Genomic DNA, 13,907 nt, shown 5'->3' with positions numbered 1-13,907 from the left:
CAGGGTTATTCCCATGCGGTACAACGACGGTCGTCTTGACACCAAACTGTGCTGATGCGTAAGCGATAGACTGTCCATGATTTCCACGCGTCGCTGTAATTACGCCCTTTTCGCGTTGGGTTTGTGGCAGATGGTGCATGAAATTCAGACCACCGCGTACTTTAAAGCTGCCTGTAGGGTTATGGTTTTCGTGTTTGATGTATGCTTGAAATCCGAGTCGCTCGGACAATTCTGGGTAGTGAGTTAGTGGTGTAGATTTTAAATACAGCGCCACGACCTGTCTCGCGGCAATGATGTCTTGAAATTTAATAGTTCCCATTTTATTCCTTTATTTACCAGGTGTCCGCCACGGTATAGCAGTTCTGACAACCAGAAACAGACAACTGAATATTTTAAATTGTATCTTGCAAACGCAAAAAATCCATGCTAATATGATAACATATCTCAACGGACATATCCAAAATTAATCGTATAGAAAGGGAAATCTATGGCACAAGAATGGCATTCCACACAATTAGAAATTGACGAAACCCAAGACCTCATTGAAACCTGCTATGAGAACGGATGGACGGATGGACTCCCCGTCGTTCCACCGACCCCTGAACGCGTTGAACGCATGCTCAGCGGAACAGACCGGGACCCAGACGAACTTATCGCTGCCGTCCCGCCGAAATGGGGCAGAGCCACAGTCGAAAAGGTCGCAATTAACGCTGTCATGGCAGGATGTAAACCAGCATACCTACCGCTTATCCTCACCGCTGTTGAGGCGATGATTTCCGAGCAGTTCAACCTCCACGGTGTCCAAGTTACAACATCCCACGTCGGACCGATGCTCGTTGTGAACGGCCCCATCCGAAAGCAGTTAGAAGTCAACGATGGGTTCAACCTCTTCGGTCAAGGGTGGCGGGCAAACGCAACCATCGGGCGCGCGTTACGTCTCATTTGTACAAATATCGGAGGCGCGTTGCCCGGTGAACTCGATCGTGCAGCGTTTGGACATGCAGGAAAATACACGTGCTGCATCGCTGAAAAAGAGGAGGCAAGTCCTTGGAGTGCTATGCATGTTGACCGTGGATTCCGAGCCGACGATAGTACTGTCACGGTTTTCGCCGCCGCGGGTCCGCAAACCGTCAACGACCACGGAAGTAATACCGCTGAAGGTATCCTCAATACGATCTCCGAGAACATCGCTGCCCCCGGCAACAGCAGCGGCGAAACGCTTCTCGTCATCGGTGTTGAACACGCAAAGACAATTTCCGAGGACGGCTTCAGCAAAGCTGACATCCGTCGCTATATCGCCGACACGACCCAACGATACTCGGAAGAAGAGCTGCTAATCATGGTGGCCGGTGGACCGGCAGGTCGGTGGAGTATCGTTGTTCCGGGTTGGGGTTCACCGAGTTCACGTGCCGTTACGTTGACGGTATAGATACCGGAAAAATCGGAATCGAAACTCCAAAATTCAGAGGGAATTTTTCGCTGAAAATATTTTTGCAAATCGGCAAAAAATGTGGTATCCTTTTTAAGGTAAGAGAATAAGAAACTGAAATCTGTTTTTTAACGTTATACTAAAGGAATAGATGCGATGGACGCGAGAACGCTGTCTTTACCCATTAGCACATTGGACTACAAACAACCTGCTGCCGTACCCATTGGATCCCCTGTCTCTATCGTCATTGATATGATGCAGGAGAGTGGACGCGGGTGTGTTCTCGTCGTTGATGAGGATGAACAATTGGTCGGAATCATCACCGAACGGGACTTGCTGCAACATGTGAGCGGGCAGCGCGCCGCACCTACGGAATTTAAGGTTGAACAGGTAATGACACCAGAACCAGAAACCCTTCGCGCCAGTGATCCGATTGCCTTCGCGCTAAATCTGATGCACCTCGGGCATTTCCGGCACTTACCGCTTTGCGTTTGGGATGATCAAGGCGAAGCATATCCCATCGGCATAATTTCGACCCGTGATATTCTCGAACATATCGCTATATTTATAGAACATCAGGATTAGGAGGCGTAACCGTGCTATATGACTTGGCAATTGATGAAGAATTAGAGCAAATGGATGAAGACGCTGCGTTAAAAGCATGGAGTACGCAAGAAATTCAGATTTCGCTAAAAGATCTGATGCGTCCTATTATCACTATTGACATCAACAGTAGCACAAACGAGGCAATTGATCTGCTCCTAACAAACAAGATTGGTGCAGCACCGGTCATCGAAAACGGCACGCTCCGCGGGATTTTTAGCGAGCGAGACGTGCTCAACAAAATTCTTAACAAGCAGGTTGGAGATCTGGATGTCATTAATGTTGAAGAATTCATGATAGCAGATCCAGAGACAGCGCAACCGGAAGATTCCCTAAACACGGCTATTCTCTATATGGCGCGAGGTGGCTACCGACATGTCCCGATTGTCGATACTGAGAATCGTCCCGTCGGCATGGTGTCCATTCGTGATGTAATCTCCTATCTTATAGAGGAATTTCCGCAAGAAGTTTTAACGCTACCTCCGAGGCCCGTCCGCGATGCCTTCAAAGCCCGTGAGGGGGCGTAAATGTTTTAGAACCTCACATCCTATAGGCGCGCCGCCTAAGCGCGCACATATCACAGAAAAAAGGAAACAATTGTGATGCGCAAGCCAGTAGAGCAAATCGAGGAAGCGACAATCCTATTTGCTGGCGACTCCGGCGATGGGTCGCAGACCATTGGCACACAAATGACAGAGACCACCGCCCTCATTGGTAACGATGTCGCCACGCTACCCGACTATCCCGCCGAGATTCGTGCACCCGCCGGATCGTTAGCAGGTGTGTCCGGGTTCCAACTCCACTTCTCAAGCGAACAAATCCACACCCCCGGAGATCTCTGTGACGTACTCGTAGCAATGAACCCCGCCGCTTTAAAAGTTCACCTCCATAAACTCAAACCTAACGGCATCCTCATTGTAAATGTTGATAATTTTGCGCGCCGCAATCTACGCCTTGCGGGGTATGAAAGTAACCCACTTGAAGGCGATACACTTACGAAATACCAAGTTTTCCCGGTCGAGTTAACGCAGCTGACCCGCAAAGCACTCGAATCAACACAACTGTCAACACGGGAAATGGACCTGTGTAAGAACTTTTTCGCACTCGGTATGATCCTCTGGCTCTACAATCGCCCGATGGAATATACGATGAAATGGGTCAAAACAAAGTTCGCCAAAAAACCGCAGTACATCGAATCAAACATTCTTGCACTCCGTGCTGGAAATGTTTATTGCGAAGCCACTGAACAGTTTGCTGTCTCCTACGATGTGAAACCGGCTGTTTTTGAACCGGGGACTTACCGAAATATTGACGGCAACATGGCAACAGTGCTTGGGCTTGTCGCTGCAGCACATCGATCCGAGTTACCGCTTGTTTACGGTGGCTATCCGATAACACCAGCGAGCGACATCCTTCATGGACTCGCGCTCTATAGAAATTTCGGTGTTATCACTATGCAGATGGAAGATGAAATTGCGGCTGTTGGGGTTGCAATCGGTGCAGCATTTAGCGGTGCGCTCGGTGTCACAGGTAGTAGCGGACCTGGGCTTGCGCTCAAATCGGAAGCGATTAATCTCGCGATGATTGCGGAGTTACCGATCGTGGTATGCAACATTCAGCGTGCAGGCCCCTCAACAGGAATGCCAACAAAAACGGAACAATCCGATCTGCTGCAAATGTTTTACGGTAGGAACGGCGAATCACCGATCCCAATCGTCGCGCCCTCCCGTCCATACGACTGTTTTGAAACAGTCTATGAAGCGTGTCATATCGCTATCAAATACAGAACACCGGTGATTTTTCTTTCCGACCTCTACATCGGGATGGGAGCTGAACCGTGGAAAATCCCTCAACTCTCTGAACTCCCAGAGATTAAACCTAATTTCGCCGCGCGCGCAGACACCACTAACGGATTTGAACCGTATTTACGCGATCCAGAGACATTGGCACGACCTTGGGCAAAACCCGGTACCGTTGGCTTAGAACACCGCATCGGCGGCTTGGAGAAATCTGATGTGACAGGGCACGTTAGTTATGATGCTGAAAACCATCAGAAGATGGTCGAAATCCGGGCAGAAAAAGTGGCTCGCATCGCCAATGATTTCGCACCCATTGAAGTCTTTGGTGCGCAAGAAGGCGAAATCCTCGTGCTCGGATGGGGCGGCACCTACGGCGCGATCCGGACCGCAGTGGAGAATTATGTTGCAGAGGGGGTCCCGATAGCACACGTCCATCTCCGACACCTTAACCCGTTTCCAAACGACTTAGGCGACATTCTCAATAGATTCAAAAAGATTTTAATTCCTGAACTCAACACTGGCCAACTCCGTCAACTCATTCGTAGCACCTATCTCATCGACGCAATCGGGCTTAACAAGGTGCAGGGGCAGCCTTTCCACGTTTTTGAGTTGCATGCCAAAATAGACGAAATACTGAAAAAAATAGAACACTTTTAACCTCAAACGCCAAAGGCGGTAACACCTCATGAAAAGACAAAGAACTTCACGGTCACGGATTCCGGTTGGGGCACCCACCCTCACTAAAAAAGATTTCGAGTCCGACCAAGATGTACGCTGGTGCCCGGGTTGCGGCGACTACTCCATCCTCGCCCAAACGCAACGCATTTTCCCCGACCTCGGCATACCGAAAGAAAATGTAGTCTTTATCTCCGGTATCGGGTGTTCAAGCCGGTTCCCGTACTATATGAATACTTATGGCTTCCACACGATTCACGGCAGAGCACCAACCATCGCCTCGGGTGTAAAAATGGCGAACCCTGACCTCTCTGTCTGGATTATCACAGGAGATGGCGATGCGCTCTCGATTGGTGGTAACCATTTCATCCATTTAATGCGCCGCAATTTCGATGTGAATATGTTGCTGTTCAATAACCGCATCTACGGACTCACAAAAGGACAATACTCACCGACATCCGAACAGGGAAAAGCAACGAAATCGACACCGCTTGGATCCCTTGAGGCACCCTTTAACCCAATTAACCTCGCTTTGGCTTCAGGGGCAACCTTTGTCGCGCGCTCACTTGACACAGATTCCACTCACCTACAGTCCACCATCAAATCCGCTTTTGAACATAAAGGCACCTCTTTCATCGAGATCTATCAAGACTGCCCCATCTTCAACAAAGATGCTTTCAAACAATTTACGGATAAGGCTACTAAAACTGAAAATACTGTCCGCCTTGAGCACGGACAACCCCTCGTTTTTGGGAAAGAAAACGAGAAAGGGATCCGACTCAAAGACTTCCATCCTGAAGTTACCACAGCAAACAACGAGAATGGTGCTGCCGACGACCTTATCGTCCATGACCAATACGCGGAGGATACCACGCTTGCAAACTTCTTAGCAGGAATGAGTGAGACCCCTGACATGCCACACCCTATTGGCATCTTCCGTAGCGTCCGGCGATCCTCTTACGAAGATGCCATGACGAACCAGATCCGCGCCGCAAAAGAACGCATGGGTGAAGGCGATCTTGAAGCACTCCTTAACGATGGCGAAACATGGACTGTGTCATAGTATTGCACAATACCTTGATGTGTTGTCGGATAAATGGTGCGAACAAACGCTTGGTTCCCTCAATTCGTGAGTACTCTACTCTGGTTCGTTCAACTATTTAAGCCGCAGTCTGTTGTCTTAACTTTTCAACGGTTTTCAAATCTGGTAGGACCCAGCTGATGAAGATTTATATTTTAACTGACCTGGAAGGGGTTGCAATGGTATCCCGCTTCAGTCAAACCCGTGAAGAAGGTCCCCAGAAACAGACAGCCATGCGATTATTGACGCAGGAGGTAAATGCTGCTGTTGATGGCATTCTTGATGTCGATGGGAACGCAGAAATTGTGGTTTGGGATGGACACGGAACTGGCGGGATTGATGTACTTGGGTTTCATCCGAAGGCGAAGTTAATTGCACGGGGACCGATTCGTCCGCCCTACTATCTTGACACCACCTACGACGCACTCTTTTTTTTAGGGCAACACGCGATGGCAGGCACACCAAACGCACCGTTGAGTCATACGTATTCTTCGTTGTCGATTGAATACTACAAACTCAATGGGGAAATGATCGGAGAATTCGGATGCCGTGCAGCGTTAGCAGGTACTTTCGATGTCCCAACGGTTTTCATCTCTGGCGACGATAAAGCCGTTGCAGAAGCGAAGCAACTTATCCCCAACATTTATGGCGTTGAAACCAAACAGGGGCTCGGACAGGAACTTGCACTGCATCTCTCACCGCAACGGTCGCGAGAACTGATTCAAGAGACGGCTGCGATGGCTTGTCAAAATATGGCTGAGATTGTCCCATTCAAAATTGATCCGCCCTATACATTTGAAGTCCGAGTCCTCGAAGGCAAATCCATTGACGGGTACCTGAAACGCGGTGCAGTGAAGATTGATGATCGCACTGTCAGCTGGCACAGCGATGACCTTCGCACCTTGTCTATTTAGACCCTCGCAGAACCATTCGATTTTCCATTTCTGAGTCTTACCCCGATCTTCGCTGGCAGCATCTGGTGTAGTTTAAGAAAATATTTCAGTAATTCAGTTTGACAATCACTCTTTGAAAACTTCATATCCCTGCTCCCTTTAAAAAGAATAAAAATAATATTGACAAATTGACCAATAAACTATAGAATCCAATCAATTTTAGGACTTAGGTAAATTTGCTTCTATTGTAGGTGTAGTCTGTAACCGCAGCTTCTGTGAAGGTAGCAAGGCGCGGTTAGGAAATCTCACCTATAGTTGCGTAGTTTGCGTAAGTACTACGGTCCTGGAATAGTAGCGTTCTTGAAGATATATACACACGATCCGTGCTTGCATAGTAAGGAGATTGAAAATGAAAACCTCTTTTATCTTCAGATTTTTGATGTTAAGCCTAATGCTGACTGGAGTGGTGGTGACATGCCACGCGCAGAGCGTTAGCGAAGAAGGTCTTGTTATCTATTATAGCTTCAACGAGGACACTCAGGATGGGGATGATGTTACCGATGTGTCCGGCAACGGGAATGACGGTTTCCTCCACGGCAGCGACTTGCAGATTGTGTCAGGCAAAGTGGGAGGCTGTATGCAGTTCCCAGGGGATGCTGCCCAGTACATCTCGGTGCGGGAGCACATGTATGCAGACCCGTTCGAGGAAATAACCCTTGCCACCTGGGTTAAGACAAGCGTAAGAGGGATGGTCGCTTCATGGGATCGGAGCGAATTCTTCCGCTTCGCTGTCGGCGATGACGTGGGTGGAAACAACGGAACAACTTTCGTCGCTTTCGACACTTGTTGTCCGTGTTGCCATGACTGGTTCGGCAAAACAGATGTCGCCGATGATGAGTGGCACCATATAGTCGCAACGTTTGATGGGACAATGAAACGGATCTATGTTGATGGGAAGTTAGATGACGAAATTGAGGCACCGGCAGAAGTCATCGGTGCGGGGCAGGCACGGTTCGGGTTCATCGGAATCGGTTCAGAGGCAGGCGCGTTTGATGCCAATGTGGGACCTACATGGGCGTACAACGGGCTTTTGGACGAGTTCCTACTGTTCCATCGACCACTCAGTGCAGATGAGATTGCACATCTCGCTACTGGACCTGACGATCCTTTTGTCGATGCAACGACCAGCGTTGACGCGACTGACAAACTCAGCACAACTTGGGGTACCTTGAAGTCTACTTACAGATAAAGTTCGGCGTTTTTGTAAACTAAAGTTTTCATTATTAATTGAGGGTGGTACATAATCGTTCAGTGTAGGTTTCCGTTCACATTCGGAAGCTTCTCTGATTTATGGATCACCCTTAATAAATTGTCTGAATCGCGGATGACGCAGATTGCGCAGATTTCACGAATTCTGATTCAGGACACCTCGCGTCATTCGTCAAAATTCACGACGCAAAATTCAATTGACAAACTCAACCACAAATCGTATAATTGATACCGCATGCGTCGGAAAACATTGAATAGAAACAGCAAGGCATGAACACACTCATTGAGATATCCAGTCTAACAGAATATATCAACCAAATAGATGAGGTAACCCATCCGGAAAAGAGTTATCTCTATCGCGGTCAGGAAGACGAAGCGTGGCGTGTGACCAGCAGTGCCTATCGTCGCTTGGTAAGCAGTTCCGAAGATTTGGGACCGGAAGTTGATCTTCCTCCTTATCCATTGCGCCATTTATACCAGAACTATCTCCTTAAAATCATTGGCGAAATTAAACTAAGATATCCATCTACATATAGAGACCTATCTCCCTTAGAATGCATGGCACATTTACAACATAATCGTGTTGCCACAGGCTTAATTGATTTTACTTTCAGTCCCTTGGTCGCTCTCTGGTTCGCATGCACTAATGAAAACATAAATGGCAAGGTTATTGTGCTGGAAAACGATAGTGAGAAAATTGAAGAGATAACAACTATTGAACAGCTTCAGCAGGATCTGGCAGTATTTTTTCCGATTGATAAAGAAAATTGGTATCTATGGTCTCCCACGCTGGACAGTCAAATAGTAGATACCCAACGACTAGTTATGCAGCAATCAGTGTTCTTATTTGGTTTACCAGAAATAGATACAGAAATGATCACACAAGAAATCACAATCCGCAGTGGTGACAAAGCGAATATCAGAACAGCATTAGAAAAAATGGGAATCTCGGAAAGAACTTTATTTTCCGACTTACTCGGTTTTTTTGAAAGAAATAGTGCCACACAGCCTTATAACCTATCAGTTGACGCGCTCGGTTCCTGAAGGACACTACTATGAACAACGAATTAACCGACAGAAACAAACTTTTCTCCAAACACTCGCGACGCGGTGACCAGAGGCTATTCGCGAAAAAATACGACGAAGCCATAGAAAACTATAATAAAGCCATTGAGCTGAAACCAGACTACGCGCCCATCTATAGCATACGCGGCTATGTTTACCGCATCACAAGTGATTTTGAATCTGCAATCAAAGACTATGATAAACTGATAGAACTCAGACCCGATAATGCTGATGCCTATTGCGATCGCGGAATTACCTACAGCAAAAAAGGTGAATTTGCGCGCGCCATCCAAGACTTTAACAAAGCGATTGAACTCAAACCGAACCTCGCTGATGCATACAATGGTCGTGGCTTAACGTACCTCCAGATGAATGAAGTTGACCTCGCCATCCAAGACTATAATACAGCAATACAACTGAGACCTGATTTTGCCAAGGCATATAACAATCGTGGTATTGCTTACCGCGAGAAAGGTGAGTTCGATCAGACCATTGATGACACTACCAAGGCGATAGAACTGTCCCCAAATTCCTCTCACACCTACAGCAATCGCGGTAATGCCTATGTCAAAAAAGGCTTATCGAACCTCGCTATCAAAGACTATAACAAGGCAATACAACTGAATCCTGAACTTGCCGAAGCCTATTGCAATCGCGGTGTTGCTTACGAGCATACGGGTGAATTTGAGCGTGCTATCGAAGACCATACCAAAGCAATAGAACTGCAACCTGATTATGTAGAGGCATATAACAATCGGGGGGTGGTTTACAACAAAAAGGACGAAGCTGATCTTGCCATCAAAGACTTTAGCAAAGCGATTGAACTTAAACCGGAATTTGCCAATGCCTACGGCAGTCGTGGTTACGCTTATTATACCAAAGGTGAACTTGAGTTCGCCATTAAGGATTATGACACGGCGATACAGCTCAAGCCAGTTTTTGCTGAGGCATATAACAATCGCGGCCTCACTTACCTTGTCAAAAGTGAACTGGAGCGTGCTATTGAAGATTTAAATAAAGCGATTGAACTTAAATCCGATTATTCCGAGGCATATTACAATCGTGGCGTAGTATGGTCGCGGCTGCAACAGTGGGAAAAAGCGAGATTAGACCTGACCGTCGCTAAAATCATCGGGAAAGACAGTATCCGCTCACTCCAACACACCAATAGAAACGTCGTCAACGTTGAACAGATGTCCGGTGTCAATCCACCAGAAGACATCGCCGCAATGCTGACCCCTCCATAAGACCACACCACTGAAACAATTCGCCTTTCCCTTGACTTTCCGCTCCAGATTCTGGTATCCTTTTATAGGATTTATACAATACCATTATAGTATTCATACACCACGATCTTCTACCGGCACGCATTACAAGCGCACCATATTATATCGGATTCATTTATGGAAACCTTTGATTGTGAACTGAAACAACAGATCATCTACGGTGATAACACGATTGAAAGGCTCGGTGAGTTGACGCGTTCACTGGGCGGCAGTCGGATTCTTCTCACGACAGATCCGGGCATCGAAAAGGTAGGTATCCTCGCGAGAGCCCTCTCAGCGTTGCAAAGCGAAAGGATCGCCGCCTACGTTTATGCCGATGTCACGTCTAACCCGACGACGGAGGATGTCGAAGTCGCCGTTGAAGTTGCAGAAACCAACGCACCGATAGACCTCATCATCGGACTCGGTGGTGGCAGCTCAATGGATTGTGCGAAAGGTGCGAACTTCCTGCTCACAAACGGCGGTAAAATGGCGGATTATTGGGGCACCAACAAAGCGGCAGAACCGATGCTGCCCTCTATCGGGATCCCGACGACTATTGGGACCGGCAGCGAGGCACAGTCGTTCGCGCTCATCTCGCAACCAGAGACGCACATTAAAATGGCGTGTGGCGATAAAAAAGCACGGTTCGGCACCGTAATTTTGGATGCGACGCTCACCAAGACCTTGCCGACACCGATTGCAGCGATTACGGCGATAGATGCCATCGCACATGCCGTTGAAAGCTTCGTCTCAACCCGACATAACCCAATGTCCCGTATGTTCGCACGGCACGCATGGGAGTTGCTAAACACGAACTTTGAGGCATGTCTCGCTGAAGCCCAAAGTTCCGCAGCGCGCAGCAAGATGTTGTTTGGTGCCTATCTCGCTGGACTGGCGATTGAAAACTCAATGCTTGGCGCTGCACACGCCTGTGCCAATCCGTTAACAGCGAGATATGATGTTATTCACGGCGTTGCCGTCGCGTTAATGTTACCACACGTCATCCGATTCAATAGTGCTATCGCAGGAGATGCCTATCATGAACTGTACCCGGACGGAGATTTAGCGGACAGAGTCACAAAACTAAAACAGGTTGGCAATCTACCGAACAGACTCCGGGATTACCCTGTCCAATACACAATAGGGACAGCAGACCTACCCACATTAGCAAAGGAAGCGGCGACACAGTGGACAGCGCAGTTCAACCCGCGTCCTTTGAATATCAGCGATTTTATGAAACTTTATGAACAGGTTTATTGAAATACAAGCATTTGTATGTAATCCAACACACTCAAAGAAACCGAAGGCGACGGCACAACGAAATGTGCCTGCTATCTTTCTCATCTTTGTATTACTACTTAGCATTGCAAATGCAACGCTCGGCAACTGGACAAGTTTTCGTGGCGACCCACAACTCACGGGTGTTGCGGATTCCGAACTTCCTAACAATCCGCAATTGCTTTGGACTTTTCAAGCAGGAGATATGATTGAGTCCACCGCCGCAGTCGTTGATGGAACAGTCTATATCGGCGCGTTGGATGGGATCCTCTACGCCATCAATGCGGAAACAGGTGAAAAGAGATGGACCTACCAGACGAACAGCGCAATCAAAGCGTCACCCGCTATCCATGATGGAGTTATCTACTTCGGTGACGGCGATGGTGTCTTTCATGCAGTAGACCTCAACACCCACGAAATGAAATGGCAGTTTCAGACAGAGGGTGAAATCATATCATCGGCAAATTTTGCTGGCGACCGTGTGTTATTCGGTTCCTACGACGGATTCCTCTACTGCCTCAACCGCGAAAATGGAGCGTTGGGCTGGAAATTTGAGACGGAAGGATATGTCCACGGTACCCCCGGTGTCTGGACACAACCTGAAAGCGGATCTGGTGATGCCAAAAACTTCGTGATTGTCACCGGATGCGACAGCTATCTCCGCGTTATCAGTATTGACGACGGCACACAGACGCAACAGGTAGAACTCGGCGCGTATGTCGCTGCAAGTCCTGCAATTTCACAAAATAGGGTCTATTGTGGCACGTATGGCACCGAAATATTGGGAGTCGCGTTAGACATAGGGGAGATCGCGTGGCGGTATCGGCACCCAAAACGGCAATTTCCATTCTTCGCCTCAGCCGCCCTCACCGAGAACAGCATTATTATTGGCGGACGCGATAAGATGGTGCACGCCCTCTCACGGGAAACAGGAGAACCGGTATGGACTTATACCACCAAATCCAGCATTGAATCCTCCGCTGTTATCGCTGGCACGCGTGCTTTTTTCGGAACGACTCGAGGGTTGTTTATCGCTTTAGATATTACGACTGGAGAATCGGTGTGGGAATTCGCAACAGGTTCATCTATCGTTGCCTCACCGAGCGTCTCGGATAGTAAAATTTACATCGGTACAGAAGATGGAATTCTGTACTGCTTTGGAGAAAAATAGATCATGTCTAAAACACAGTTAAACACGGGCTCGCAAGCAACGCCCTTAGCGGAACCTGCAACAGCAGGCATAGATTCAAAAGATACAACCGTAGGGAGCGTTTTCGTTTCCAACTACCCACCATATTCCACATGGGGTGAATCTGACGTGCCAGAGGTACATCGCGCACTCAACGAATCCCCGCGTCCAGACGCGACCTTAGGACTTTACCTCCATATCCCGTTCTGTCGGAAACGGTGCAAATTCTGCTATTTTCGCGTCTATACCGACAAAAACAGTTCCGAAATCGATACGTACCTGAACGCACTCGCGAAAGAGATTGAACTTTATAGCGAACAACCCGCAATCGCAGGTCGTCCACTAAGATTCGTCTATTTTGGCGGTGGCACACCGTCCTATATCAGTGTCAAACACTTGACGGCTCTCGTTGATAGAGTGAAACGGGCGATGCCGTGGGATGCCGCTGAAGAAGTAGCGTTTGAGTGTGAACCCGGGACCTTGACGAAAAAGAAACTCGATGCCATCAAAGAAATCGGTGTCACCCGACTCAGTCTCGGCGTTGAGAATCTGAACGACGAGATTCTCGCCGAAAACGGGAGAGCGCATCTCTCCAAAGAGGTTTATCGCATCGCGCCGTGGATAAAAATGTTGGCATTCGATCAAGTGAACATTGACCTCATCTCAGGCATGATAGGCGAAACATGGGAAAGTTGGCGTGAGACTGTCAGAAAGACGATTGAACTCGATCCGGACAGTATCACCGTCTATCAACTCGAATTGCCATTCAATACCGTCTATTCCAAGGACATCCTCGGCGGCGACGCACTACCGGTGGCGGATTGGAAACTGAAGCGTGAATGGCACCAATACGCTTTTGAACAGTTTGCTCAAGCCGGTTACACACAATCCAGCGCGTATACCGTCCTCAAGAAAGACAAACACTGTCAGTTCGTCTATCGCGACGCAGTCTGGCAGGGCAGTGATATGATAGGCACAGGCGTTGCCTCTTTTTCGCATCTCAGCGGAATCCACTTTCAAAACGCACCCTCATGGGGAGACTACCTCGGCAACCTTGCGGAAGATAGACTCCCAATTTACCGCGCACTGAAACCGACAGAATCTGAACGATTGACGCGTGAGATGATACTGCAGCTCAAACTCGGTAAAATCAGTCCTTCCTACTTCCAAGCGAAGTTCAGCGCAGATATCCTCGATATTTATGCCGAAGCCTATGAAAAACTGCAAAACGATGGTATGCTGCGTGTCAATGCTGCATCAGATGAAATCCAACTGACACAACGTGGATTGCTCCGAGTCGATAGTTTGCTGCCAGCGTTCTATGCGCCAGAATACCAGAATACGCGATATACCTAATA

At 48.1% G+C, this 13,907-nt stretch carries 13 protein-coding genes; 12 read left to right on the top strand and 1 reads right to left on the bottom strand.

Features of this window, described 5'->3' with window-relative positions; genetic code table 11:
* Nucleotides 1–319: pyridoxal-phosphate dependent enzyme (locus tag OXH00_03515; protein ID MCY3740069.1), on the bottom strand; the 319-nt coding region annotated here is incomplete at its 3' end.
* Between the two features lie 168 nt (nt 320–487).
* Between OXH00_03515 and OXH00_03510 the strand changes: the two genes are divergently transcribed.
* From OXH00_03510 to OXH00_03455, 12 genes are all read left to right on the top strand, one after another.
* Nucleotides 488–1,429 carry a hypothetical protein gene (locus OXH00_03510; protein ID MCY3740068.1) on the top strand — a complete coding sequence of 314 codons (942 nt, stop codon included), beginning with the start codon at nt 488–490 and terminating at the stop codon, nt 1,427–1,429.
* A 156-nt stretch (nt 1,430–1,585) separates the two neighbouring features.
* Nucleotides 1,586–2,014: a CBS domain-containing protein gene (locus tag OXH00_03505; protein MCY3740067.1), complete on the top strand. Its 429-nt coding sequence runs from the start codon at nt 1,586–1,588 to the stop codon at nt 2,012–2,014.
* 11 nt (nt 2,015–2,025) lie between these two features.
* Nucleotides 2,026–2,559 carry a CBS domain-containing protein gene (locus tag OXH00_03500; GenBank protein MCY3740066.1) on the top strand — a complete coding sequence of 178 codons (534 nt, stop codon included), beginning with the start codon at nt 2,026–2,028 and terminating at the stop codon, nt 2,557–2,559.
* A 75-nt stretch (nt 2,560–2,634) separates the two neighbouring features.
* The gene (locus tag OXH00_03495; protein ID MCY3740065.1) at nt 2,635–4,488 is read left to right on the top strand and encodes a 2-oxoacid:acceptor oxidoreductase subunit alpha; all 1,854 of its coding nucleotides are present in this window, start codon (nt 2,635–2,637) and stop codon (nt 4,486–4,488) included.
* Nucleotides 4,489–4,516: 28 nt separating this feature from the next.
* Nucleotides 4,517–5,569, top strand: coding sequence for a 2-oxoacid:ferredoxin oxidoreductase subunit beta (locus OXH00_03490; GenBank protein MCY3740064.1), 1,053 nt, complete (start codon nt 4,517–4,519; stop codon nt 5,567–5,569).
* A 158-nt stretch (nt 5,570–5,727) separates the two neighbouring features.
* Nucleotides 5,728–6,501 carry a M55 family metallopeptidase gene (locus tag OXH00_03485; GenBank protein MCY3740063.1) on the top strand — a complete coding sequence of 258 codons (774 nt, stop codon included), beginning with the start codon at nt 5,728–5,730 and terminating at the stop codon, nt 6,499–6,501.
* Between the two features lie 388 nt (nt 6,502–6,889).
* Nucleotides 6,890–7,729 carry a LamG domain-containing protein gene (locus OXH00_03480; protein ID MCY3740062.1) on the top strand — a complete coding sequence of 280 codons (840 nt, stop codon included), beginning with the start codon at nt 6,890–6,892 and terminating at the stop codon, nt 7,727–7,729.
* Nucleotides 7,730–8,019: 290 nt separating this feature from the next.
* Nucleotides 8,020–8,793 (top strand): FRG domain-containing protein, encoded by a 774-nt coding sequence (locus tag OXH00_03475; GenBank protein MCY3740061.1) that lies wholly within the window; start codon nt 8,020–8,022, stop codon nt 8,791–8,793.
* A gap of 11 nt (nt 8,794–8,804) precedes the next feature.
* Nucleotides 8,805–10,061 carry a tetratricopeptide repeat protein gene (locus OXH00_03470; GenBank protein ID MCY3740060.1) on the top strand — a complete coding sequence of 419 codons (1,257 nt, stop codon included), beginning with the start codon at nt 8,805–8,807 and terminating at the stop codon, nt 10,059–10,061.
* A 156-nt stretch (nt 10,062–10,217) separates the two neighbouring features.
* Nucleotides 10,218–11,342: an iron-containing alcohol dehydrogenase gene (locus OXH00_03465; protein MCY3740059.1), complete on the top strand. Its 1,125-nt coding sequence runs from the start codon at nt 10,218–10,220 to the stop codon at nt 11,340–11,342.
* A complete protein-coding gene (locus OXH00_03460) occupies nt 11,326–12,531 on the top strand; it encodes a PQQ-binding-like beta-propeller repeat protein (GenBank protein ID MCY3740058.1) in 1,206 nt (401 codons plus the stop codon). Before OXH00_03465 ends, OXH00_03460 begins: the two co-directional genes overlap by 17 nt.
* Before the next feature lie 3 nt (nt 12,532–12,534).
* Nucleotides 12,535–13,905 (top strand): coproporphyrinogen-III oxidase family protein, encoded by a 1,371-nt coding sequence (locus tag OXH00_03455; GenBank protein ID MCY3740057.1) that lies wholly within the window; start codon nt 12,535–12,537, stop codon nt 13,903–13,905.
* Nucleotides 13,906–13,907 lie beyond the last annotated feature (2 nt).

The sequence above is a fragment of the Candidatus Poribacteria bacterium genome (genome assembly GCA_026706025.1).
Taxonomy (GTDB): domain Bacteria; phylum Poribacteria; class WGA-4E; order WGA-4E; family WGA-3G; genus WGA-3G.
Note: the sequence above shows the minus strand (reverse complement) of the source record. Positions and strands in the feature narration are given on the sequence as shown.

Coding starts and splice junctions, on each gene's coding strand:
- OXH00_03475 (MCY3740061.1), top strand. CDS start 8,020: ATGAACACACTCATTGAGATATCCAGTCTAACAGAATATATCAACCAA.
- OXH00_03480 (MCY3740062.1), top strand. CDS start 6,890: ATGAAAACCTCTTTTATCTTCAGATTTTTGATGTTAAGCCTAATGCTG.
- OXH00_03490 (MCY3740064.1), top strand. CDS start 4,517: ATGAAAAGACAAAGAACTTCACGGTCACGGATTCCGGTTGGGGCACCC.
- OXH00_03495 (MCY3740065.1), top strand. CDS start 2,635: ATGCGCAAGCCAGTAGAGCAAATCGAGGAAGCGACAATCCTATTTGCT.
- OXH00_03470 (MCY3740060.1), top strand. CDS start 8,805: ATGAACAACGAATTAACCGACAGAAACAAACTTTTCTCCAAACACTCG.
- OXH00_03465 (MCY3740059.1), top strand. CDS start 10,218: ATGGAAACCTTTGATTGTGAACTGAAACAACAGATCATCTACGGTGAT.
- OXH00_03460 (MCY3740058.1), top strand. CDS start 11,326: ATGAACAGGTTTATTGAAATACAAGCATTTGTATGTAATCCAACACAC.
- OXH00_03510 (MCY3740068.1), top strand. CDS start 488: ATGGCACAAGAATGGCATTCCACACAATTAGAAATTGACGAAACCCAA.
- OXH00_03485 (MCY3740063.1), top strand. CDS start 5,728: ATGAAGATTTATATTTTAACTGACCTGGAAGGGGTTGCAATGGTATCC.
- OXH00_03505 (MCY3740067.1), top strand. CDS start 1,586: ATGGACGCGAGAACGCTGTCTTTACCCATTAGCACATTGGACTACAAA.
- OXH00_03455 (MCY3740057.1), top strand. CDS start 12,535: ATGTCTAAAACACAGTTAAACACGGGCTCGCAAGCAACGCCCTTAGCG.